This window comes from Cellulophaga baltica (genome assembly GCF_900102165.1).
GTDB lineage: Bacteria > Bacteroidota > Bacteroidia > Flavobacteriales > Flavobacteriaceae > Cellulophaga > Cellulophaga baltica.
Map to the genome: position 1 here is coordinate 492,330 of NZ_FNBD01000002.1, position 24,164 is coordinate 516,493.

The following is a 24,164-nucleotide window of genomic DNA, read 5'->3' on the forward strand; positions in this document are numbered from 1 at the left end:
GACGCAGCCGCGAAGGAGGTGAAATTTGACCTGCTAAGACTTTTACTTTGTTAAAATGTTCTGTAAACTGATTCATAAAGCTACAATAAACTATTCATATCTGGGTTCTCTCGTTGCTCCTCTTTCGTTATAATATTTAAATAAACTTCTTCTTTAAAACCAAAAAGCGAGGCTATAATATTACTTGGAAAAGTAGAAACAGCATCATTATAGGTAAGGACAGAATTATTGTAAGCGCGTTGCGATGCAGAAATTTGTTCCGCAAATTCATTGATAGAACGCTGCAAATGAATAATAGATTCGTTAGATTTTAATTCTGGATAGTTTTCAAAACTAATAGATAGGTTTCCTAATAATTTTGATAAGTCACTTTCTAAAGCAACTTTCTCGGAACCTTTTGCAGCACTATAACCACTTCGTAATTGTGCAATTTTTGTGTGCACAGAACTTTCATGCGCCATAAATTTTTTAGCCGTTGCCGCAATATTGGGCAAAGCCTCAAAGCGTTTTTTTAGTTGCACATCTATATTCTGCTTAGAAAATTGAATATGATTTTTATGCTTAACTATTCTATTATAGATCCAAATCATGCTATACTTTTTTATATCCATTATGTAACGATAGAAATATAATAATATTTCTAAGATTATGATCATAACCTACATACACAAAACTTTAATTCATGTTCATTCTATTTTAATTGGGTATTTAATGTACACTAAAACGGAGCTATTAAACTTCTTCTTCTTTTTTTTATAAAAAAAGACATTAAAAACCTACCATTCACCGATTATATGAAACACTTTATAGAATAATCACTAAATAGTGACCTCTAGTGTGGAAAACCGCAGACAACTATAGAAAATAGCAGCTATTTTTATAATCAGTATTTCTCCCCCCACAAATAAAATTATATGGAACATGCGTATATGCGCTTGTTATGCCTCACCTAAAAACAAACCGTGTAGCCACGTAAATAAAGAAAATGGATTTTGAAATACTTATAAATAATACTTTCACAGATATTAATACTGACGCTACTTTAAATCCAGTTGCAAATAAGAGTGTGATAAGTATGATTAATAATTTTGAAGCAACAGAATGGAGGTACAATCATTTTCAAAATTTCATTTGGGACAATATTGCTGAAACCTCATTATCACACAGAGAAAGAGAAAGCCTTGTTAATCATCACCATTCATTATTGACCTATGCAGCAAAAAACTTAAGACTTTCTGACAAATCAGGTGACATTAGTAAAGGAAGTGAAATTGCGGAAATTGTTCTATATGCTATAATGAAGCATCATTTCAATGCATTACCCGTTGTCCCAAAAATATTTTACAAGCAAAATGCACAAGACAATGCTAAAGGAGCTGATAGTGTTCATATAATTATCGAAAACGATACAGATTTTTCTATATGGTTTGGAGAAGCGAAATTTTATAACAGCATTGAGGATGCAAGAATTCCTGAAATAATTACATCTGTAGCAAATTCATTATTAACTGAGAAACTCAAAAAAGAAAATAGTATTGTTACAAATCTACCAGATATTGATTCCTTAATTGGTGATGAGACATTAAGAAATTCGATTAAATCAGCACTATCACCAAGAGAATCTATCGATTTGATAAAACCCAAATTACATATTCCAATATTACTATTACACGAATGTGAAATAACACAAAAACAAAGTGCAATTTCTGATGAATATAAAAATGAATTGATTGATTACCATAAAAACAGAGCTGAATCATTTTTCAAAAAGCAATTGAATAAAATTGGAGGTATACCACACTATTCGCAAATCAAGTTTCATTTGATTTTATTTCCTGTTCCACTCAAAAAAACCATTGTAGATAAGTTTGTTTCAATGGCTGACTTTTATAAAAATTCTTAAGCAATGGAAATATTTGACACTTGCCATATAATTAATGAATACTTAATTGGAAATAAAGAGGTTCAAGCAAGAAATGAATTGATTAAACTATTGGATTACCACGAAAGAAACGAAATTGAATATTCTCAATTAGTTAACCATTTAATTCGTGAAACAGGTTTATATCCTTATCTCAAAGCAGACACTGCTAATTGGGAGGATAGATTTGTATATGAAATATTCAAAGTTGATATAGGAGGTAAAAAAGCTACATTACATAGAGAACAGTCATCATTATTAAAACGATTAGTTAATGGAGAAAACATTGCCGTAAGTGCTCCGACAAGCTTTGGGAAAAGCTTCGTTATAGATGCTTTTATTTCCATCAAAAATCCAAATAATGTAGTAATAATTGTGCCTACAATAGCTCTAACAGACGAAACACGTAGACGTTTGTACAAGAAATTTGCTCAAAGATATAAAATTATTACAACCACTGAAGTTGAGCCTGCAGATAGAAACATTTTCATTTTTCCGCAAGAAAGGGCAATGAACTACGTGAATAAAATCGACAGTATAGATATATTAATAATTGATGAATTTTATAAAGCAAGTTCTTTTTACGATAAATCAAGGTCTCCATCTCTGTTAAAGGCAATTATTAAATTAGGACTTAAATCAAAACAAAAATATTTTCTAGCTCCTAACATAACTTCGATTGGCGATAATATATTCACTCAAGATATGATTTTTGAGGATAAATTAGGATTTAGTACAGTTTATCTTGAACGATTTGAGCCATACAAAGAAATTGAAGGAGACAAAATTGAAAAAGAACTTCAAAAAAGTGAAGTACTCCTAAAAATTCTTGCCGAAACAAAAACCAAATCACTTATTTATGCAGCGTCATATCCGCAAATCGACAAAGTTTCAAATCTCTTAAATGAAAACCTTTCAATTTCCGACAAACCCTTATTGATAGAATTTGCTAATTGGCTCACTAAAAATTATGGAGCTAATTGGAAACTAACCAATTTAGTTAAAAGGGGTGTTGGTATTCATAACGGGCAATTGCACCGATCTATAAGTCAAATTCAAGTAAAACTATTCGAAGAACAAGAAGGATTAAGCAATATTATTTCTACTTCATCAATAATAGAAGGTGTAAATACATCTGCTGAAAACGTTATAATTTGGCGAAATCGTAAAAGTGGAGGCAACAGTCTTTTAGACAGTTTTACTTATAAAAATATTATCGGCAGAGGTGGTAGAATGTTTAAGTATTTCATTGGTAAAATTTATTTGCTCGAACCACCACCACCAGAAGGAACAACACAACTTGATATTCCTTTTCCAGACACCATTTTAGGAGACTTGGACGAAAACATTTACAGTTCAAGTTTAGATAGTGAGCAAATCGCCAAAATCGTAACTTTCAAAAATGAAATGTACGATATACTTGGAAAGGAAACGTTCGATAGACTTTTAAAAGAAAATATATTCCAATCTAATAATTCAGAGTTTATTAAGGAGACAGCTAGACAAATGAAATCTAATCCAGAAGATTGGAATGGACTTTCGTATCTAAATTCTAATGAACCTGAATCTTGGGACAGACTACTATGGCAAATAATCAGTTTACAGCCAGGTGAATGGGGTGATGGTCGTTATGGTATCCAACACAAAAAATTTGTTGAATTTGTAAAGATTTTAGTCGAGAATTGGGGAAGCACAATTCCCGAACTTTTGGATAAATTAGACCAGTTTGATATTGACATTGAACAATTTTTCAAATTGGAAAGAACGGCAGCATTTAATCTGTCTTCTTTAATTAGTGATATAAACATACTTCAAAAAGAAATAATTGACAACGGAACGGATGTTGCTCCTTTTATTTCTAGGGTTTCTCACGCTTTCCTACCATCAGTTGTTTATCAATTAGAAGAATATGGAATGCCGAGAATGATTTCAAGAAAACTGCATCAAAATGGTATAATTAATTTCTTGGATGAAAATTTGAATATCCATAATACAATAGAAATTTTTCACAAAATAGGGAAAAAGACGATTAAATCATACGATTACATAGATACGTTCGACAAATACATAATTGACTATTTTTATGATGGAATTACGACAAATCCAGAATGAATAAAATAAAAGGCGAAGGCATAATAAAGAACTGAGGTGAAAAACACGTAAATGCTTCCTTAATCTGAGACACTAGTATTCTAGGCTCAAAGATTCTAAAATCAGAATCTTTGAGCTTTTTTTATTGTATTTATCTGCTATTTATCTAGGAAATACAAAAACGTACCTTTCATCACAGGATCTGCCAGATTTTGCACTAGCAATGAACTGTTTACGTAGTTTGTTCGCAACTGCTGTCAGTGCCAGTTTATTGCGCTGCTCCTTGTTTACGATTCACTTATATACCTCTATAAATGCCTTGTTGTGTATACAAGCATTGAAAGAACATAAAAACAATAGCTTCCGAAGCTTTCTATTACCGACCTTCCTTATTCTAGCTCGACCTCTTACACTGCTCCCGACTCTCGTAGCGTTAGGGTTATACTAACATAACTACAAAGCTGTAACGCCCTTTCAAACTTGTTTGAAAATCAACCATTTACCTATTAAATTAAATTCTTTTTAGAATAATAGCTAAATTGTCAACAATAGTGTGGAAACCGAAGACAACTATAGGAAATAAAAGTTATTTTATGATTAGTATTCCTCCCCCCCACAAAAAAAATAATATGGAACATGCGTATATGCGCTTGTTATCTACAATATAAAAAAAATGAATATCAAGGAATTTATAGGTAATATAAAGACAACAATAGAATCAACCGAATTTAATGAAAGATTAAAAATAACCCTTTTGAATTTCCCAAATCAAAAACACGAAAGTCATATAAGGAATACTTTAGTTGAACTTTACAACAAGCAAAAAAACACTAATCAAAGAGCTTTTGCTGAACATCCAAGATATAAGAATAAAGCAACCAAAAAAAGAGCTACAATAGACTTCTCAATCTGTACAAATGAAATTACTGATTTCACAATGGAATTAAAATATAATTTCCCAAAAGATATTTTAAAATTCTGTGCGAAAGGCAATTTAAATAAGGATTTCATAAATAGAATATATAATGAAAATGGTCAAAAAGTTGATGCTTTTCTTCAAATTGTTTGTGAAACAAATAAGAGTTATTTTAGTAGTTTAGAGAAAAAATGGAATCTTAATTCACTTTCTCAATTTCAGTTAAAGGATGACAAAATAAATTGGAAAAACACCTTAATTGATGAACTTAAAAATGCTGAAAAAACCGTTGAAAACAGTAAACATGAACTTTTAGGAAAACAAACAATTAAAACTGATGCCTTACCAGCCGAGTACTATTTTTATATTATATATAGAAAATAAATACTGTAGGCAACACGGTGTATCATTAATGGTTAGTTAAAGCTTACTTATGAAAATACTATTCGGTTTGTATTTGCTAGATAAGCTATTCAAATAAGCCACTAACTATACACTCAAAAGCTAACTACAATATGAAAAAAACTATAATCCTATATTTTATATTATCTTTTTTAATTGCTTGTAAAAATGAAGACAAAGTGAATACTATACTTGATAATACTAATTTAGTATCCTCTGAGAAAGTATTTACAATAGAGGAACTAGAAGGTAAAACCTATGAACAACTGCACATTTTAAGGAATGAAATTTTTGCTCGAAAAGGATATGTATTTAAAGACGAAACTTTAAATGCCTATTTTGAAAAAAAAGAATGGTATAAACCCGATAAAGATGTAGAAATAGTTTTAGATACAATCGAAAAAACGAATATAGAATTAATTAAAAGTATTGAAGAAAAATTAAAACCTTTTGAATTACCATATGGATATGAAAAAACTACTAGTAATCTACCAAAACAGTATAATCTTTCTGTAGACCTAGACGGTGACAATATCAAAGATGTAATTCAAGTAGCAAGTAATACCAGTTCATATGAAAAAGTTCTCTTTATTTATTTAACTGCAAATAGTAAAACATATAAAATAGTTTTAGATGAAGGAGGTGAATATGAAATACCTCCAAATGAAGTAAAATTAGAAAACAACATAATTGTATTTAGTTTTTATCTGGGTGGCAGTACGTCTTATAGAGAGTTTAAACTTAAGTTTAATTCAAAAATTAAGGAACTCCAATTAACAGCTTATGCTTCAGCAGATAGAGCATATCCTGGACACATATCTAAGAAATATGACTTAATAAGCGGAACTTATGAGGTCACCAAAGAAATTAACCCTATATATGACCCTTCAAAAATAATTAAAACTAAGAATAAAGGAACACAGCAAACTAAACTAATAACTCCGAATTTAATTAATGATAAACTTTACAGTTATTTAGAGAACATAGGTGATGAATTTGGTGAAGATAAATATCCAGATTACAATTATGGTGAATTTAGAGATTGCAGGGAAGCAATTATAGAAAAAATAGCACTCGAATTTGAATACGGTATTCCTAATTATTTAGGTGGCTATAGTATATTTAAAAAAGAACTCAAAGATTTTGTTCAAAACATAAATATAGATGAGTTAATGAAATCTCAAGATGATACTTATTCTAAAACCTATAAACTACATAGAAATTGGGATTTGGACTATATTAAAAATGACGATTGTGAAGACGAATTTTTTTTAATTTTTGATGTGGATACTAATACCTTCAGAATTCAAATAAATAATTGTTCGTTAGTTTATGAAGATGGCGAGGTTATACACGCATCTGAACAATCAATAATGTTTGAGTATGTCATAGAAGCCAATTGCTCTTATAAGTTTGAAAGAATAAACGGAGCAGGATAAATACTGTAGTTAACAAGGTATAAAAATATTGGGCTTTTATATTTACTAACTAAGTCTACTAAATATAAAATTAAAATATGTACAGTCGGCTAAGGAATAAACCAGATCGACAGTGCTTATCTTCTACCCTACATTTCTTATATAAGCCAGCACAAAGCATACTACTATGAAAAAAATTATATTCTTAATTATTTTAATTAATTCACATTATTTCTATTCACAAGAGGATAATAGTTTAATAGGTAATACTATCAGAGAGTTAGGAATAGATACCCATTCGATTAAATTAACCCAAGCTAAAGAAAATCCAAGTAATAAAGATGAAACAATTATAGTAATTGCAGAGCGGGTAGAAGAAATTAGTATATCCTCTTATACTGTAAATTCTTATATAATTATTGTGAATACTAAAACTGGAAAAATTATTCAACAATATTTTGAAGACTATAAAGAGAATGGTTGGCATATAGACTCAGAGGAACTTCAAAAAATAAAAATTGATACAGCTCCTTATCTATTGACCGAAAATACCAGAGCATTTGGTGTCAGGCTTGAATACGTGGGCAGTAGTAAACCTAATCCATATAAAACTACATTATCATTATATGTTAGAAACCCTAATACTTTAAAAAAGGTATTAAGCAATTATGTGGTTGAAGAAACCGATGGGCAATGGGATCCAGAAGATGTGCAGTTTAATTGTTCAACAGATTATGTAGATAAACACGTAATTTTAATTATGAAAACTAGCCAAAGCAATGGTTACTTTGACATACTCGCTAAAAATAAAATTAGTACAGAAACATATTACACTAATGAAAATAATGAATGTACCTATCAAGAAAATAGCGAATTAAAATATAACGTACTAAAGTACACAGACGGTGAATATAAATAATGCCTTGGAACAAAGAATTGAGGTGAAACCACCTCATAAAGTAACCCTAACGGCTACACCTCTAAAACTTTATCCCTATTTTTAGATATTGCAAAACTTTAAAAAGTAAATGAATACTGAGCTGTTAAATACAAAGATTCAACTAGAAAATGCCCGCGTTCTCCTGCTCCCACTGGACGATTTAAGAAACCAAGAGTTAAAGGAAATAATATTCGAAAAAAGCATCTGGGAATTTATGGGAATGACTATGAAAAATGAAGAGGAATTTGACCGCTATTTAGCAGATACGGCTAAGGACAAAGCAAACGGAATTTGTTACCCTTTCCTGATCATTGATAAGCAAAGTGGCCGAGTTGCAGGAAGTACCCGGTTTGGATATATAAACAAAGGGAGTAAAAAGTGTGAAATTGGATGGACTTGGTACGGAACAGAGTTTCAAGGAACCGGACTAAACAAAGCATGTAAATATGAATTACTGAAATTCGGATTTGAAAACATTGGGTTTAGAAGAATTCAATTTAGCGCAGACGAAGAAAATTTAAGATCGCAAAGAGCAATTCTAAAACTTGGAGCGCAAAAAGAGGGTGTTTTTAGAAATAACTACATCGCTCCCAACGGAGAAAGTAGGAATGATGTATATTTTAGTATTGTAAAAGAAGATTGGAACTCAATTAAGTCAGAAAACTTTACAAAATTTTAATGGAAACCAAAACCATGCTGCATACATAAGATAGTTGCCAATACAAACGATGGAAAGAAGAACCATCAAGTTTAAACTCCGTTTAAGTTTTTCAATTATAAATTTGGAGCAAGATGTAACTCAATTACCTGGTGGAAATTTGGTGATAGTATTATCCCAGATATTAAAATAACTCAAAGCCATAGCGATTATCTTGATCATAAAGACTCGCATATAAATTTCGCTCTGGCATATTATAAGAAGTAGTCCAAGAGATAAAATATAATAGCGCTATTGTATAAGAACAATAGCGCTATGCTAATCATCATGAACTAGAACTATTTGTTACCTACTACTTTCTAGGGTCTACCTTATCTAGACTGTTTGCGACAGAACCACTACGGGCTGATGAACTTACATTATCAAGGTATAAAATTCGTGTTTCATCTAATGAATAATTAGCCGTGTCAAAACAATACATGCCCATTTTTACGCCAGCTACAGAAGTTTCTGCATTGTCATTTGCATCAAAGCTGCCGAAACCAAGATTAATATTTTTTAGATCTGCTATAATTTCGCCATCCAATAGTACGGCAAGGGTTCCGTGATTCGTCCCTGAAAGTACCGCTCTAATTTGAAATGCCAATTCTTTATCCGTTTCTATAGCATCAAGAATTTTAACTACTGTAGGGCTCACACAAGCATTACGGTAGCTAAGGTAAAGCGCGTTTCCTTTTAGCTCAAGATGCGCTGTCCAATTACTACACCCATCCGTATTCCAATTATACAACTGCCAAACAATCGTGTTTTTGTTAAGCAAATTATTGTTTTGCCCAGAAGGAATAAAAAGATAAAATCCAGTGTAAATCTCATCATTATTATTTACCCCTAATTTAATTTCATGGCCACGCTCTCTGCGGCTACCATCATATTCAGATTCTTTCCAGACAAGTTTAAGCCTTTTTCCTCCAGTAAAATCTTTTTGAAAACTCATACCTTCCCCATAAATATCCGTGCCTGTAAATCCTTGATCTTCGGTGAAAGGGTCTAACTGTCCGTCATTAAAATTATGTGCCTTGTACGTTTCAGAATTTACTTTTGCTACAAGTGTTGCTATAGATAAATCTGCCGTAGAAACTGCACTAGGCTCCTCTTCTTTTGCGCAACTTGAGGTAATGGTTATTATAACCGATAGCATAATACCTTTTAAAAGCGTAGATGGTTTAATACTTAAATTGTTTCTCATAATTAATTTTAAAATTGTTATTTTTTTGTTCTCATCATAATTTTATAACCCTGATTATCAACAGTGTAGAAAGTGTGAAAAATATAGCATCCTCAACATATTCTCTTTAAGAAAGTATAAGTTTAAAGGAGCAATAAGCACTTCCTAATATCGCATTTAAACGACAAATACAAGTGCTAATATAGAACATAATTGCATTGTTTATAAAATAATCGCCTTTATATATAGATTATAGCAGTTAACTATATGTAATATGAATTTGGTGCTAACCTGAAGTTGCTTACTTTTAAGGTTCATAACAAGGTTTATCCCACACTTAATTACCATCTGTATAGCACAAAATTTAATGGAAATTATTCTGACTGTTTTTAGTGGTATCATCATCATTGGCTTCTTACTTGGCTTTTCTATACTGATGAAGCCTTCTTTTAAAAGTAATACCAATAAATACCTTGGATTTACGGTACTGACAATTTGTATGCTGCTAGTAAAATTAATACTACCAGAATTTGATTATTTCCGTACCCATCAAAAACTAAATATCATTTGCAATATTGAATGGATTCTATTAGCTCCTGTTTTTCTGTTCCTATTTAGTATAAAAAGTATAGACAACAAACTTTCTTCTTATAAGGAATTAAAATTGCTCTACCTTCCATTCATTTTCTCCCTACTTCTAAATACCATTGATTGCCTGGAAAGAGATTTTCGATTATTTACTTTTAAAAGTGCCGCTATCTTAAGGTTAAGGCATAATCTATTTATGTTTGAAAGTAAATTAATTTATATATACATTGCTTTTTTAATGCTTTGGTTATTCTTCATCTTAAAAAATTCGCCTTCAAAACAAGCAAATAAAGCCATCCGGAACTTACACCTTGTTTTAAGTCTGATCATTATATTTTGGATTATGGTAGATTTTATACGTGGCATATTCCCTCATGAGATTAACAAGTATTATGGTTTAGTTCTTCTTATTGCAGGTTCTTTTTCTTTATTTTGGATTTCTTACACCATAATATATAAGTATAAAATGCTGCACCAAGCCAGCGAGATTAATAAGATACTCCGTAATCAAGAAGCTAGTGTAGCCAACACTGAACCTTCCGTTTCTACGCAGACCATTTTTGAGAAATTTGAGGCACTTTTCAAAGAAGAACATATCTATAGAAACCCAAACATTACAAGAGAATCTGTTGCACAACAATTGGATATTAGCGCAGGGTATCTATCACAGGTTATTACTACCAACAGTGATGATAACTTTTCAAGTATTATAAATCAATATAGAATTACGGAGGTAAAAAAAATGTTGTGCGATGCTACCTTTGACAAGTATAGTATTGAGGCGATTGGACTTGAAGCTGGATATTCTTCAAAAACGACCTTCTACAAAGCTTTTAAGAATAGTACAAATATGACCCCTAAAACCTATAAGGAGAAATATGGATGAGTACCGATTTATTATAATCTAACAAATCAAAACTAAGCGTATACTAGGATCCTTTCTATTTGACCTGAACTTAAAATTTAAAGTGATGTCAAACAAAAAAATCTATTTCCAAGTTTTAGTGTTAATGGTAGTTTTTACCAGTTGTTCTAAAAGTCAGAATACACCACAAAAACCCGAAAACCAACCTGTTTACTGGCATGCTCCTTCAAAGGGGTATGTATTAGAGTCTGTTGAAGGTACGAACAAATTATATGGTGTTTCTGCTGCAGGAAATGTTCTTATAGACGCTAATGTATTGCCAGAAAATTATGCAAATCTGGTGTTTACAGAAGAAGGAGATCAGCTCGTTGGTACTTCAGATCTATTTATAGATAAAGTCTATTTTTATAAACTTACGGATACCACTACGGTATTTGATAGTACCAGTATTGACTTCTCAGTAGATCCTAAAATTAATGCCGAGCATTTTTGGAATCTATTTAATGACTATTATGCTTTTTTTGATTTAAGAGGCGTAAACTGGGAAGCTAATTTGTCTTTACTTCCTACAGTAACTTCCGAAAATTTATACCCAGTTTTAGAACAAATGGTACAGCCCTTAAACGATTTTCATATCGGGATCTTTAATCAAGAAGTAAATATTACTTCTGGTGAAGCACGCATTCTTGAACATATGAATGCACATTTAACCGCAGAGCTTCAAAGCCAAACCTTTCCTGAATTACTCACTGCGATTAGATCACGGGTGCCAATTATCCATTCAAAATATTTAGACGATACCTTTAATAGCGATCCCAATGGCAATATGTTTTGGGGACTTGTCACGGATGAAATAGGATACTTCAATATCGCAAATATGGGTGGCTATGCACCCGTAGAGGACGAAATAACAGCTGTAAACCATGTGATGGATCAGGTAATGAATGATATTCAGCAAGCTAACATTGATAAGATCATAATAGATCTAAGATTTAATGGTGGTGGCTTTGATGGTATCGCCTTAGAAATAGCCTCACGATTTACAAGTATTTCACGTCCTATTTTTACTATAAAATCTAAAAGTAGAACAGGTTTTATAGAGGAGCAAGCCATTACATTAAACCCTAAAGGAGACTATCAGTTCTCTGGAGAAATAGTTTTACTTACGAGTCCGTTTACGGCTAGCGCTGCAGAAATTTTTGTTTTGTCACTAAAAGATTTGCCTAATGTAACTATTGTTGGTGAGCATACTATGGGAATATTTTCTTCCATTCTTACCCATAGATTACCAAACGGTACGTATATAAATTTATCAAATCAGGTATATACAGACACTTTTGGGACTGTTTTTGAAGGAATTGGAATAGGTCCTGCTCAAGAGAATAAGGTACCCTTTTTAAGTACTGAAGATTTTAATACGGGTTTGGATAGTGGGATAGAAAAAGGGGTAACTATTTTAGAATAACAATTTATCAAACTGAGAACAATAAAGGCTTTGGAGGTGCATGTGAAGCCTTTATTAATTATTTCTCAACTAGTAGACATTAGAAGAGATATATCCCATATACCGTATTGCGAGACTAAACTTAAAGTTTATTCCATACTGATGCTTGAAAATGCGTAAACTCATACTAAAAAATAATCATGAATTATGCTACTTCAGCCACTTCTGTTGCTAAACAAGGTGCTACGATACAAATTAAACAAGCTACAGTAGCTTTTGGGATTACAGCGGCTACCGCAACCACCTTACCCAACCCTGCCGAGTTATTTTTAGGATCACTATCGGCTTGTATGCTAAAAAATGTAGAACGTTTTTCATTGCTTATGGGGTTTACCTATACAAGCGCAGCAATAACTATTGAAGCTACCCGTTTAGAGAAACCACCACGGATGGATGAGATTCAATATGTGTTAACCATTCACAGCAACGAGGAACACTTGAATCTTAGCTTGCTGAAAAAAAATATTGAAAAGCATGGCACCATTTACAATACGGTTAAAGAGGTGTGCAGCATTACTGGAGTTATTGAAATAGTATCAGAATAAACAAACACAACCTCATAACCTGCAGGAACTTTTTTTTATCTTCGCTCCTATGAATAAGATTGATATTCGGACGGTAAATGTGGTGCAATACATAAAGCCACTACGCGAGGGCGGCTCTATGCCTGCTATTGTAAAAGCAGACGATGGTTTCCTCTATGTACTTAAATTTAGAGGTGCTGGCCAAGGTAAAAAAGCTTTAATTGCAGAACTCATGGGCGGCGAACTGGCCCGTACCCTAGGCTTAAAAATGCCCGAATTGGTATTTATGCATCTAGACGATACCTTTAGTAAAACCGAACCGGATGAAGAGATTCAAGACCTCTTAAAATTTAGCGTAGGCCTTAATCTAGGACTTCATTTTTTATCTAGCGCCATTACCTTTGATCCTTTAGTTTCTAAAGTAGATGGATTAACGGCTTCTAAAGTAGTATTGCTAGATAGCCTGATGAGTAATATTGACCGTACCGCAAAAAACCCTAATCTTTTAGATTGGAATAATGAATTATGGATTATTGATAATGGGGCTAGTTTCTATTTTCACCATAATTGGAATACCTATAAAAATCATCTTACGCGTACATTTCCGCTTATAAAAGACCACGTACTGCTAGACCGTGCTACGCAATTAAAAGAAGCGGCACTACTTATAACAAAAGCATTCACAGCTGAAAAGCTGCAAGAGATTATAGCTTTAATCCCTGAAGAATGGTTGGAAAGCGAGAGTGATGACCTTACTCCCACTCAAATGCGAGCGGCGTATTTAGACTATTTTAAAGCTAAACTTGCCCTTATAGATTCATTAGTTAAAGAAGCTGAAGATGCAAGATAGAGCGAAGTATGAGTATGCCATAATACGCATCGTACCCAAAGTAGAGCGCGAAGAATTTTTTAACGTGGGCGTCATTGTATTCTCTAGACCTAAAAAGTTCTTAAAGATGAAATACCATATAGACCAGAAAAAACTAGGCAGCTTTGTATGCGAGAAAGATTTTGAGGCTCTGAACGCCTATTTAAAAGGATGGGATTTGGTCTGTAAAGGCGAAGCTACTGGTGGCGCTATAGGAAAATTAGATATCACGGATCGATTCCGTTGGTTAACCGCCTCCCGTAGTACCATCATCCAAAGTTCTATAACCCACTCTGGTTTAACCGCAGATCCTGAGCAAGAATTAGAGACCATTTTTAAAGATTGTGTGCTGTAGCGGTATAGTACGTTCGAGTAGTGAAAAGTGAAACGGAGCAAACGTTGTATCGAGAACTTTTTAAAGCACAGAAAGCTTCTCGATACTAATTATTGCTCCACTAACGCTCCAAAATAATTCACTCGAAGTGACAAGCATTATTACAAGGACCTCAGCGGTTAGTTGAAATAAAACCCAACCTACTCTACAATCAGTTCTGTTTCTGCATCTAAACGAGCATTACTATTTTTATCCCAAATAGTTACTTTAAAAGTAACGGGGTTTTTCAATGCGCCTTTCGTAATTTTGAGCTGCGCCCCTAAGCCACTTTTTATTTGTTCTTCACTAAGTGTACTCTCGCCAAATACATCTTCCATATTTAGAATCATTGTATCATTAGCATCGGTAACCTTAATTTTTAAACCTAATGCTACAGCGCCATCTACTCTAGTATATCCAGACACATCCTGAAAATCCATCAAAATAAGTTCCTCAAAAGCTACTTTACTATCTGTGATAACCGCATTTTTGGTCAAAGACAATAAATAGCCTTCTTTGTAATCTAATCCCTTCTTATCCACCTTTATAGCCGGATCATGAAGAAGATCAAACTGAAGGGTTGAATTAAATACCCCCTCACCATGCTCATCCGAGATCTTATAATGTAACGTATAGTCTTCTGAAGAATAAATAGGCCTAGCCAAAAGCATATTACCTTGCAAGGTTTTCATCTCAGCACCAAAACCCGGATTTTGTTGGAATAAATTAGCTTCATGCATAATCGTATCTCCTGCTTTAGAGATTAATACCACTTCCATTTGTGGGTGATACCTATTGTTTTCTACCATGAAACCACTCATGTTTTCAAAGATGGTGTAGATATTCTGGCCGTAGTAGAACTCGTTATCACTCACTTTTTCATCATTAATGGTAACATATACCTTTTCTGCAGAGAGGCCATCTCCTTTGGTGGTAATTCCTGTTACTAAATCCTTACGGACCGATTTATTAAAATTGCAGGAGGTTAATGCTGCAAAAATACCACACACAAAAAGTGTTTTCTTAAATGAGTTCATCCTTGGTTGTTGTTGATTATTCATAATAGCTCACATATAAACCCGCCATTTTTTGATAATAGGCGGCATCTTTGGTGACCGTTTTAGCATATTTTTTAAAAAGCTCATACACCTTTACATATTTTTCTTCAGCGGTATTATAGGTATAGGCACCCGCTAATAGATATTGATTAGCGGCAATCATCCAGTCTTCACCGCCTTCTTCTAATTCCAAGCCTTTTTCTAAATAAGGTTCAGAAATATAATATTTACCCTGTTGATTGTATAACAGGCCCAACATAATATTTGCACGACCATGGCAATCGCAATTGCTAATGGCATTTCTGTATGCCTTCTCTGCTTCGTCAATAATTTTTTGACCTGCTCCAGAAAGTTCTTTTTCACTCGCCGATGCCAAACCAGGTTGTAATGCTATGGTAAGAATACGTCCATAATCAAAAATACGATTGGTACTTGCAGGTGTTGTTAAAACATCCGCATATTCTGCATCTAATTTTTCCAACTGTTTTATATCTACCTCGCCATTTTCTTTGGCTTCTGTAAGCCAAGTATCTAAACGCTCTTTTTCTACAGGAACAAAAGTAGCTTGCGCCATAGCAAATGGTGTGATAAAAAGAAATAAGAATAGCTGTTTCATCTGTTTATAATTGATCTAATAATTGTTGCTTCTTGGCTTGAAACTCTTCTTCTGAAATTAAGTCTTCTTCAAAAAGTTCCTTGAGTTCTTTAAGCTTTATTTTGATATTATTTTTAGGCGCCTCTTGCGGAGCAGCAGTAGTACCGCTCATTGCTTTTCCCATTTCCATACCGGTAAGCATTCCCATACTAGCTCCTGCCATTCCCTCATTCTTGGCAACATCACGCATGGCTCGCAACCTTTGCAGTTCTGCAAAATCTATTCCCGCTATGCTTGCCGCATTAACATCGGCTTGCACATCACTAATTTCACTAATCCGTTTGTTGGTCTCTGGATCAAACGAAGTGCCTTCTATTCTAAAATCTGTTAATTGAAAACCTAGCTTTTCAAAGATTTCAGTTGTTTTTAGTTGTGCCTGTTGCGCAATGGTTTCTATATGTCCATCTATTTCTGCGTAAGAGAACTTAGCATTGGCTAAGTAAGATGAAATGGGCTGTGTAATACGCGATAGAAATACTTCTTGCAATTGGTCTACAAAATAATCTGTCTGGCCCGCTAAAATGTTGATAAAAAATTCCTTTGCATTGGTAATCCGCAGGGAATAATTGCCATAAGCTCTAAGCTTTACAGGAAAACTATAGACAGGATCATTATAGGTGATTGGAATTCTTGTTCCCCAACGCACATTTAATAGCTCCGCCTTTCTGTAAAACCAAAGTCCTGTTTTATGTTCACTTTCAAAAGCGTTCATAAACTTTTTAATGGTGGTCCAAAAAGGAGTATTCGATGTTTTTAAATCGTAAATACCTTCCGTTTCAAAAAATCCTTCAATTATACCTTCGTAGGTAAAAATACACCCTTGTCCCGGTTGTAGAATTAATTTAGAGGCATTTTTTAGCTCATCACCCCTATCGGTGAATTTGAAAAACAGTTGGTAATCTTTGGGATCTTCCCATTGAATAACTGAACGCATTTGCTTTTTAAAATCCATACTTGTTGTTTTATTCGTGTTTAAAAATCAATATCGCCACCTAAATCAACAGCATCCTCCTTAAAGTTTTCTTTCCAGTACTGACTCCATTTATCCATAATAGCAGATATTTCTCTGAATCGTTGCTCATATTCCGCACCATTGGGGTTTAAATACTCATTAGACCACGTAGAATAATGCATGCTTATCTGTGACCATTCTTGCAGATTAAAACCATATTGCTCTAAGGCAGAGACAGGATCATGGCCATGCTCAGAAGCTGCCGACTGATGGTTGAATATTTTCTGGTAGGCGTCAAAATCTGGTACTTTTTCTAAGAGCGAAGCTAACGAAGGTACGTCTGATTTTATCCCTGCAAACTTCCCTACTTTCGGATTTGTAAAATACCCACCATAGGTAGTAGCGATAGACATATCCTGCGCCATTAAATCGCCTAATTTGCCACCCCACTCTTCATTTGTTTTTTGCCATACAGGAAGTTCTATTCCTAATATTTCACAGACCTCTTCGGCGCTCATTCCCATAGCGATATTACCGCTGGCTGCACCCCAATCTTCAAAAGTTACTCCGTTTATTGCTTCCATAATTTTAGTATTTATTTGGTTTGTATTTCTTTAAAATTTTCAAATTCCTTATGTTTCCGTGCCATGTCTGAATCATATCTTTCTTTCAAATCTGTATTCAGAGCCATCCGTTCTGTAAAATAGGCACTCCAATAGGTGTTGTAAACTGTGTAATAATCTGTCCAATAAGAGTCTGGTGCTTTGCCTCTATATGCCCTAATAGCTTCTTCTGCTGCAGTCATGGCCTTATATTGAGCTGTAGTTTTCAATGCCGCTATATGATCTACAATACCCCAACCTATTTTTATAAACTTAGTCTCTGGGGCAATTGTATTTACCGTATTACAAAATGTACAAGAAATATATTGTGCCCTGAAAATGTCTTTTTTAATCTCTAAATCAGCATTGCACTGGCTACAGGATGCTTTTTTATTAGCGACTTGTATGGCATGATCATAGAATTTTTGCGAAAGTTCTCCTTCCAATTTGCGTTGAAAATCTTCTAAAGAATACAGCAGCTTATGGCTTAAATCATAGGCTTTATTTCCTTCGTCATGCGCAAAATCGCCCAAAGCTTCCATTTCTGGCGCTACTTTTCCGGCCCAAACCTCATCAATTTTCTCTATCAATACATGCACTTGTGCTTTCATACCGCTCCAAGAACGCATCACAGTGTCATATTCATAAGTGGTCGCTACTAATTGTTCATGACAGGCTTCTTCTGCATGCCCTAAAGATTCATTAAAACGGACTTCTATTTTTTGTAAAAAGGAATCCCAACGTTGTATTAGTTCTTCTTTGCTTGCCATAGTTTAAGAGTCTTCTTTAAAAAAATCAACATGTGCCATAAAAGGTTGCCTACAATAATCACAGGTTACCAAATTGGTTTTTTTTGGCCGTGGTGCGCCACAAGTTTTACAACTCTCGGAACTTGTGCTCGTTTCGGTTTGTTGCCCTCGCGTATGCATGGCACTTTTAGAAGTCTCTGCATTTGTTGTAATTTTCTTAAAAGGATTTGACATGTAGCTTGTTTCGTTACTTTTAATGGAATGCAAGTTAATAGCTTGTTTTTGACTACAATACCCTGTTTTAAGGGATATTCGCTATTAAATTCTAAAATAGAACGACCTAAGCTTAGGAATTAGTACATAACCACCTCATAATACCGGAAATAGCCTTTCTATAAATAAACTTTCACAAATCATTGAAAGTTTAAAAATAATGTATATCTTTGTTTCATGGAATACAAAGAGGCAAAAGATAAATTCATTAGTACTTGGGGTAGCCTTGGTACGCTTTGGGGCATTAATAAAGCCATGGCGCAGATACAAGCTTTGCTTTTTATTTCTACAAAACCCTTATCTACAGAAGAGATCATGGAAGAGCTTCAGATTTCTAGAGGCAATACAAGCATGAATGTACGACAGTTGATAGATTGGGGAATTGTCACGAAAGAATTGGTACCTGGAGAGCGTAAAGAATATTTTACGACAGAGAAAGATGTACAAGAATTGGCCCGTGTTATTGCAAAAGAACGTAGCCGCAGAGAAATTCAACCTGTTATAAAAACACTTAAAGAAGTTTCTACGATTAAAGATGACGGTACTGAAAAAACTAGAGAGCTAATTAAACAAACTAAGGCTTTACACGATTTGGCAGATACTGCAGATATGATGTTGAACAAATTAGTGAACCAAAATCAAAACTGGTTAACAAAATCAATATTCAAAATTTTTAAATAAAAAATTTAATCTAAACTTTCATTATTTTCTGAAAGTTCTAAATACATAGATTATGAAAATCCTACATACCATTAATAGATGGAGTTTTATCATAACAGTCCTACTTTACATTACCATTTTCGGAGGATTAATAGCTCAATTTATTTTAGGAATAATTCAGGTAATTATAGCCCTGTATCTAACCTATAAAATGAATAAAAATGGCTTAGTTCATAAAGCTATTCGAACGTATTGGTCTTATGTAATTCCTTACCTCCTCTTACTCCTTATCTTCTCCAACAGCAATATAAATCCTAACGAACTTTTAATATGGATCTATTTAGCTGTAATTCCTATGGCTTTAGCGGGCTACTTTGTATACATCACAAAAACGCTGAAAAATGAAATGTTTCTTTTAGCCAGCTCCGAAACCGAAGAAGCTACTGAAAACCTTAACTAAAAAAAATTTAAACTATACTTTCAGTGTTTTCTGAAAGTTCTAAATATATAAATTATGAAATATAACGTTCCAAATTGGCTCATTATTATTGGAGGCTTAGGCCAAATATTTACGGCATTAATTTACCCTTACATACGCCATAAAGTATTTGATTGGTATACGGATGTAAAACAATTAAAGCCCTTAAACCAAGAAATTGCAAAAACCTATGGCAGGTATATTCAAGGACTTAATTTTTCTTTTGGGTTGATTGCTATTTTATTAACCCAAGAATTACAAAACGGAAGTAACCTAGCTATTGCCATTACGGGATTAATTGCCGCCTATTGGATCGGAAAAGTAGCCACGCAAGTTGCGTACTACCCTATGTATGAAATTCCTAAAAAAGCACTCTTTAGAATTGGCGGGTATTTCATGAACGGCCTTTTTACGCTTTTTGCTGTCGTATTTACTTGGTTATTAATCGTAAACTGTATGCAATTTTTTAATCTTTAAAAGCACCTCTATGGAAACCTCACTACTACAAATAGCAGATATTACAACACCTAAAACAACGCAAAACAGCATGGAGATGGTCCGTTTTTATAATGGTGCCACGGCAGATTATAAGTTTTGGAGTACAGATTACAACATGCATTTTGGCTATTTTATCCCTTTTAAAACCAACCCCTTTAAAAGAGATGCCATGCTGAACGAAATGAACCATCAGGTACTTAAAAAATTAGCACTTACGAATGCATCACATACGCTTGCAGATTTAGGCTGCGGTATGGGCGGCACGATGCGATATGCGCTAAAAAAACATCCCAAACTAACAGCCTTTGGAGTCACCTTATCCAATTTTCAGGTGGCGAAAGGAAATCAGTTGCTAAAAAAAATGAAGGGCATTATCCTTAAAGAAAATTACAACCACACATCCTTCCCTTCCAATTTTTTTGATGCTGCCACCGCCATAGAAAGCCTTTGCCACTCTGGGCACAGCAGCCAATCTTTTAAAGAAGCGTATCGTATTTTAAAACCACATGGAAAACTGGTGATTGCAGATGCCTTTTTGAAAATTAATGAAGAAGATCTATGTCACGGTGGGAAATATGCCTACCAAAAACTATGCAACCACTGGAGTTTAGAAAGACTGGGAACACTAACTACGATTGTTCAAGAATTAAAAGATCAAGGTTTTTCTAAGGTTGAAGTCGAAGATGCTTCCTTTAGAGTTGCCCCTTCTGTGCTTCATGTACCTTTTGCTATTATTGGTTTTGCTTTACAAAGTTTATTCCAAAACAAGCACTTAAAAAAAGAAAGCTATCACAATTTAAAAGGATCATTCTTTGCTTTATTATCTGGTTTACATATGCGCAGCTTCGGTTATTATATCATCACCTGTACGAAATAAATTATCCATGAAAAAATTGATTATTGCTGGCGGTTCTGGTTTTCTAGGAAAAGAGATTGCCACCTATTTTGCGTCAAAATTTACTGCTATTGTTATTCTTACCCGAGGTGCTACCGAAACCAAAAATGGCTGTCGCTATGTAACTTGGGATGGCAAAACACTGGGTCCTTGGAAAGAAGAATTTGCTTCTTGCGAGGTACTCATTAATATGGCGGGACGCTCTGTAGATTGCCGGTACACCCCAAAAAATAAGAAACTAATTTTAGACTCTAGAGTAGCTGCCACGAGAATATTAGGAGACGCAATTGCGCAAAGTCCATGCCCTCCAAAAGTGTGGATCAATTCTTCTACAGCTACCATATACCGGCACGCTCTTACCCAACAAATGACAGAAGAAACAGGAGAAATTGGAACAGGATTCTCTGTAGCTGTTGCTAAAGCTTGGGAAGAAGCATTTTATGAGAGTACGACACCAAACACGCGGAAAGTAGCCTTACGCACTTCTATTGTCTTGGCGACCCATGGCGGGGCTTTAGTGCCCATTGTAAAACTTGCAAAAATTGGGTTTGGAGGAACACAAGGAAAAGGAAATCAGCAATTTAGTTGGATACATTGTGCTGACTTTCTGGAAAGCATCAACTTTATTATAGAAAACGACAACTTAACAGGCGTCGTGAACTGTGTTGCACCAGAAACTGTTACCAATGCTATTTTAATGAAAAGCATTCGCAAGCAACTAAACATACCCTTTGGCATTCCCTTACCTAAATTTCTATTAGAAATAGGAGCAAAAATTATACAGACCGAAACAGAATTAATTTTAAAAAGCAGAAATGTACTTCCTCAAAAACTAACCGATGCAGGATTCAAATTTAAATATACCACGATAGAAAGTGCTCTAAAGGATTTAATATAAGCTAGTGCTTAGCCTTCTTATAGGTATCATACCCACCTTCTAAATTTACCACCGTATACCCTAAAGCTGTTAACTTGTCTGCTGCTTTGGTACTACGACCGCCAACTTTACAATACACATAAACCGTTTTATCCTTAGCAATCTGCTCTGTTATCTGTGTCTGAAAATTAGCATCAAACCAATTTATATTTAGTGCATGCTCTAAGTGCCCTGCGTTAAACTCTTCTGGAGTTCTTACATCTACTAAGACAATAGTTTTAAGTTCGTCTTGTGAAACTTCTGTGATAGGTTTTGATTTTATTTGCGAACAACTATAATTAATGAACGCTAAAAAGAATAAAAAAACTGTGTATTTCATAAATATTGTTTAAAGTTAAAAGTACACTATTTTGTTGTTAAAAAAATTAGGTAAATTTGAAACCACTAAAAAAGTTTATGACTTCACATTCATTGCATCCAGACACATGGGTTGATCAATATGCAGATTACTTGTTTAACTACGCCGTAATTCGTGTTAGTGATGCCGAAATAGCCAAAGACATTGTACAAGAAACTTTTTTAGCCGGATTAAAATCTGCTAAAAATTTTAAAGGAGAAGCTGCTGAGCGCACTTGGCTCATCTCTATCCTTAAACGAAAAGTCATTGATCATTATCGAAAAATTAATTCGAACAAAGGCAAAGCCGAAGTACGAATGACCTACAATTCTAGTGTAGATAGCGATGGTGATTGGCTAGAAGAACAAGTAGCAGATCCGTATAGCATTTTAGAAAATGACGGTATTGAAAATGAAGAATTGGGTGCTGCTATCCATAATTGCATCAGCAAATTACCAAAAAAACAAGGGCAAGTTTTTAAAATGAAAACAATTCAAGGAATAAGTACTGAAGATATTTGTAATGAATTGGAAATTAATCCGTCAAATCTTTGGGTAATGATACATAGGTCAAGAACGGCCTTGATGGATTGCCTTAATCAAAATTGGTTCAATATATGATTTCTTGTGATAAAGCTGCAGTTATCTGCAACAAAGCCCAATATGATGAAGCTACTTTTTACGAAAAGGTAAAGCTTAAATTTCATATTCTTATTTGTAAAGCCTGTTCTGTTCACTCTAAAAAAAATACTATGCTTACCTCTTTATGTGATAAAGCGAAGCTTAGTAATTTGTCTGAGAAGGAAAAAGAAGAGATGAAAAATAAATTAAAGGAAACGGTATCTTAAAGTAATTTTGCTATTAAGAGTAGTGAAATCCACCAGAAAATCGGAATCGCTTCTATCCAAAAAGATGCGTAATATTTGCTTTGATTCTTTTTGGTATACAACATAATGTGTCCTAGTATTAAAAAAAGAATCCCCTTCGATATGGCATCTAAAGGGGTCAAAACTTCTTTTAAAAAGGTTAAGCTATAAAGTATTATCGCAGAAAAACCTCCGAATGTTAAGGTTTTATGAACTCCAAAGCGCTGTGGTAAGGTTTTTAAAGCCACATCGTCATATTTTAAATCCCGAATTTCAAAAGGCACGAGTAAAACCAATACGAGTAAAATACGCTGTATGGTTTCTATAGCCACATCCCAAGGAATTACATTTGGCTTTTCAAAACTAGGCAACACTACCGTAATCCCTGCCCAAACAACCGCTACAATAAATATTTTGAGTCCGGCTAAACTTCTTAAATTTTTAGTATGTGGCAACAAGGGCACGGCATAAAGCCCTGTTAAAAAGAACAATACCACCATTAAGTACCACTCATTTGCATTTAAATAGAAAGCGCTATACCCCGCAATAAGTAACGCGATGATACTAAAAAACTGAATGTTCTTATGATATCTATTGGCTACTAAAACATATTTCTTTGCTTCGACACCATACTTTACAAAATTGTAGGCAGTCATTGTCCCAAAAAACACAAAAAACTTCAAGTGACGATCTATGGAAATGTTCAACAAAATAGCGGTCACCTCCATTAAAGCAAACACGGCAAATGCAACGTGGATACTGGCATCTAGATAAAAATCAAAAAGTCGCTTAAGAAACTTCATTGAACAAAAATAAACAAACTGTTTATAACCTCTCTTTTTAGTTAAAAACTTTAGCCAACGGACGTTCTAAATTCCCTATTTTGAGTAAATTAATCGTTATTTTTGTTGT

Annotated in this window: 28 protein-coding genes and 1 pseudogene; 18 read left to right on the forward strand and 11 right to left on the reverse strand. The window is 33.9% G+C overall.

Annotated features, from left to right (window positions below):
• Positions 1–80: 80 nt before the first annotated feature.
• Positions 81–590, reverse strand: a complete 510-nt coding sequence (locus tag BLQ19_RS05325; protein WP_175444399.1) for a LemA family protein — start codon at positions 588–590, stop codon at positions 81–83.
• Between the two features lie 395 nt (positions 591–985).
• On the opposite strand from BLQ19_RS05325, the gene BLQ19_RS05330 reads away from it, so the two are divergent.
• Entirely contained in the window at positions 986–1,903 is a 918-nt protein-coding gene (locus tag BLQ19_RS05330) for a HamA C-terminal domain-containing protein (protein ID WP_074537631.1), read from the forward strand.
• Positions 1,904–1,906: 3 nt separating this feature from the next.
• Positions 1,907–4,033 carry a DEAD/DEAH box helicase gene (locus BLQ19_RS05335; RefSeq protein WP_074537632.1) on the forward strand — a complete coding sequence of 709 codons (2,127 nt, stop codon included), beginning with the start codon at positions 1,907–1,909 and terminating at the stop codon, positions 4,031–4,033.
• A gap of 141 nt (positions 4,034–4,174) precedes the next feature.
• Here BLQ19_RS05335 and BLQ19_RS21845 read toward each other — a convergent pair.
• A pseudogene (locus BLQ19_RS21845) lies at positions 4,175–4,497 on the reverse strand (transposase); the annotation flags it as partial.
• A gap of 188 nt (positions 4,498–4,685) precedes the next feature.
• On the opposite strand from BLQ19_RS21845, the gene BLQ19_RS05345 reads away from it, so the two are divergent.
• The 4 genes from BLQ19_RS05345 to BLQ19_RS05360 all read left to right on the forward strand — a co-directional run bounded on the left by BLQ19_RS05345 (position 4,686) and on the right by BLQ19_RS05360 (position 8,367).
• Entirely contained in the window at positions 4,686–5,312 is a 627-nt protein-coding gene (locus BLQ19_RS05345) for a hypothetical protein (RefSeq protein ID WP_074537633.1), read from the forward strand.
• A gap of 131 nt (positions 5,313–5,443) precedes the next feature.
• A complete protein-coding gene (locus BLQ19_RS05350; RefSeq protein ID WP_074537634.1) occupies positions 5,444–6,769 on the forward strand; it encodes a YARHG domain-containing protein in 1,326 nt (441 codons plus the stop codon).
• 166 nt (positions 6,770–6,935) lie between these two features.
• Positions 6,936–7,667 carry a PA3715 family protein gene (locus BLQ19_RS05355; RefSeq protein ID WP_074537635.1) on the forward strand — a complete coding sequence of 244 codons (732 nt, stop codon included), beginning with the start codon at positions 6,936–6,938 and terminating at the stop codon, positions 7,665–7,667.
• Between the two features lie 109 nt (positions 7,668–7,776).
• Entirely contained in the window at positions 7,777–8,367 is a 591-nt protein-coding gene (locus tag BLQ19_RS05360; protein WP_074537636.1) for a GNAT family N-acetyltransferase, read from the forward strand.
• Between the two features lie 331 nt (positions 8,368–8,698).
• On the opposite strand, the gene BLQ19_RS05365 is transcribed toward BLQ19_RS05360, so the two are convergent.
• Positions 8,699–9,592 (reverse strand): hypothetical protein, encoded by an 894-nt coding sequence (locus BLQ19_RS05365; protein WP_074537637.1) that lies wholly within the window; start codon positions 9,590–9,592, stop codon positions 8,699–8,701.
• Positions 9,593–9,938: 346 nt separating this feature from the next.
• Between BLQ19_RS05365 and BLQ19_RS05370 the strand changes: the two genes are divergently transcribed.
• The 5 genes from BLQ19_RS05370 to BLQ19_RS05390 all read left to right on the forward strand — a co-directional run bounded on the left by BLQ19_RS05370 (position 9,939) and on the right by BLQ19_RS05390 (position 14,275).
• Complete coding sequence (locus BLQ19_RS05370; RefSeq protein ID WP_074537638.1) at positions 9,939–11,045, forward strand: AraC family transcriptional regulator; 1,107 nt, start codon at positions 9,939–9,941, stop codon at positions 11,043–11,045.
• A gap of 85 nt (positions 11,046–11,130) precedes the next feature.
• Positions 11,131–12,489, forward strand: a complete 1,359-nt coding sequence (locus BLQ19_RS05375) for a S41 family peptidase (RefSeq protein WP_074537639.1) — start codon at positions 11,131–11,133, stop codon at positions 12,487–12,489.
• Positions 12,490–12,668: 179 nt separating this feature from the next.
• Positions 12,669–13,073: an OsmC family protein gene (locus BLQ19_RS05380; protein ID WP_034666213.1), complete on the forward strand. Its 405-nt coding sequence runs from the start codon at positions 12,669–12,671 to the stop codon at positions 13,071–13,073.
• Positions 13,074–13,122: 49 nt separating this feature from the next.
• Entirely contained in the window at positions 13,123–13,902 is a 780-nt protein-coding gene (locus tag BLQ19_RS05385) for a HipA family kinase (protein WP_074537640.1), read from the forward strand.
• Complete coding sequence (locus tag BLQ19_RS05390) at positions 13,892–14,275, forward strand: DUF3037 domain-containing protein (protein WP_074537641.1); 384 nt, start codon at positions 13,892–13,894, stop codon at positions 14,273–14,275. The genes BLQ19_RS05385 and BLQ19_RS05390 overlap by 11 nt, the downstream gene beginning before the upstream one ends.
• A 179-nt stretch (positions 14,276–14,454) precedes the next feature.
• On the opposite strand, the gene BLQ19_RS05395 is transcribed toward BLQ19_RS05390, so the two are convergent.
• Genes BLQ19_RS05395 through BLQ19_RS05420 form a run of 6 tightly spaced genes read right to left on the reverse strand, consistent with a single transcriptional unit; the run spans position 14,455 to position 18,543 of the window.
• Positions 14,455–15,330, reverse strand: coding sequence for a hypothetical protein (locus tag BLQ19_RS05395; RefSeq protein ID WP_139150201.1), 876 nt, complete (start codon positions 15,328–15,330; stop codon positions 14,455–14,457).
• Positions 15,331–15,346: 16 nt separating this feature from the next.
• Complete coding sequence (locus BLQ19_RS05400) at positions 15,347–15,967, reverse strand: tetratricopeptide repeat protein (RefSeq protein WP_029447939.1); 621 nt, start codon at positions 15,965–15,967, stop codon at positions 15,347–15,349.
• 4 nt (positions 15,968–15,971) lie between these two features.
• The gene (locus BLQ19_RS05405; protein ID WP_074537643.1) at positions 15,972–16,958 is read right to left on the reverse strand and encodes an SPFH domain-containing protein; all 987 of its coding nucleotides are present in this window, start codon (positions 16,956–16,958) and stop codon (positions 15,972–15,974) included.
• A gap of 20 nt (positions 16,959–16,978) precedes the next feature.
• On the reverse strand, positions 16,979–17,542 hold the full coding sequence (locus BLQ19_RS05410; protein WP_025613961.1) for a DUF6620 family protein: 564 nt from the start codon (positions 17,540–17,542) through the stop codon (positions 16,979–16,981).
• An 11-nt stretch (positions 17,543–17,553) separates the two neighbouring features.
• Positions 17,554–18,330: a hypothetical protein gene (locus BLQ19_RS05415; RefSeq protein WP_025613960.1), complete on the reverse strand. Its 777-nt coding sequence runs from the start codon at positions 18,328–18,330 to the stop codon at positions 17,554–17,556.
• 3 nt (positions 18,331–18,333) lie between these two features.
• Positions 18,334–18,543, reverse strand: coding sequence for a hypothetical protein (locus tag BLQ19_RS05420; protein WP_013549541.1), 210 nt, complete (start codon positions 18,541–18,543; stop codon positions 18,334–18,336).
• Positions 18,544–18,759: 216 nt separating this feature from the next.
• Between BLQ19_RS05420 and BLQ19_RS05425 the strand changes: the two genes are divergently transcribed.
• The 5 genes from BLQ19_RS05425 to BLQ19_RS05445 are packed head-to-tail and all read left to right on the forward strand — an operon-like array spanning position 18,760 to position 22,011.
• The gene (locus BLQ19_RS05425) at positions 18,760–19,263 is read left to right on the forward strand and encodes a GbsR/MarR family transcriptional regulator (RefSeq protein WP_025613959.1); all 504 of its coding nucleotides are present in this window, start codon (positions 18,760–18,762) and stop codon (positions 19,261–19,263) included.
• Between the two features lie 52 nt (positions 19,264–19,315).
• Entirely contained in the window at positions 19,316–19,702 is a 387-nt protein-coding gene (locus BLQ19_RS05430) for a hypothetical protein (RefSeq protein WP_074537644.1), read from the forward strand.
• Positions 19,703–19,756: 54 nt separating this feature from the next.
• A complete protein-coding gene (locus tag BLQ19_RS05435; protein ID WP_034666222.1) occupies positions 19,757–20,197 on the forward strand; it encodes a hypothetical protein in 441 nt (146 codons plus the stop codon).
• A gap of 10 nt (positions 20,198–20,207) precedes the next feature.
• Positions 20,208–21,095, forward strand: a complete 888-nt coding sequence (locus tag BLQ19_RS05440) for an SAM-dependent methyltransferase (RefSeq protein WP_074537645.1) — start codon at positions 20,208–20,210, stop codon at positions 21,093–21,095.
• Positions 21,096–21,102: 7 nt separating this feature from the next.
• The gene (locus BLQ19_RS05445; protein ID WP_074537646.1) at positions 21,103–22,011 is read left to right on the forward strand and encodes a TIGR01777 family oxidoreductase; all 909 of its coding nucleotides are present in this window, start codon (positions 21,103–21,105) and stop codon (positions 22,009–22,011) included.
• Position 22,012: 1 nt separating this feature from the next.
• Here the strand turns inward: BLQ19_RS05445 and BLQ19_RS05450 are convergent, their stop codons facing one another.
• Entirely contained in the window at positions 22,013–22,369 is a 357-nt protein-coding gene (locus BLQ19_RS05450; protein ID WP_074537647.1) for a rhodanese-like domain-containing protein, read from the reverse strand.
• Positions 22,370–22,446: 77 nt separating this feature from the next.
• Between BLQ19_RS05450 and BLQ19_RS05455 the strand changes: the two genes are divergently transcribed.
• Complete coding sequence (locus tag BLQ19_RS05455; protein ID WP_024479253.1) at positions 22,447–23,007, forward strand: sigma-70 family RNA polymerase sigma factor; 561 nt, start codon at positions 22,447–22,449, stop codon at positions 23,005–23,007.
• Positions 23,004–23,234: a hypothetical protein gene (locus BLQ19_RS05460; RefSeq protein ID WP_024479252.1), complete on the forward strand. Its 231-nt coding sequence runs from the start codon at positions 23,004–23,006 to the stop codon at positions 23,232–23,234. The genes BLQ19_RS05455 and BLQ19_RS05460 overlap by 4 nt, the downstream gene beginning before the upstream one ends.
• Here the strand turns inward: BLQ19_RS05460 and BLQ19_RS05465 are convergent.
• Positions 23,231–24,055 (reverse strand): UbiA prenyltransferase family protein, encoded by an 825-nt coding sequence (locus BLQ19_RS05465; RefSeq protein WP_074537648.1) that lies wholly within the window; start codon positions 24,053–24,055, stop codon positions 23,231–23,233. The genes BLQ19_RS05460 and BLQ19_RS05465 overlap by 4 nt on opposite strands.
• Positions 24,056–24,164: the final 109 nt, after the last annotated feature.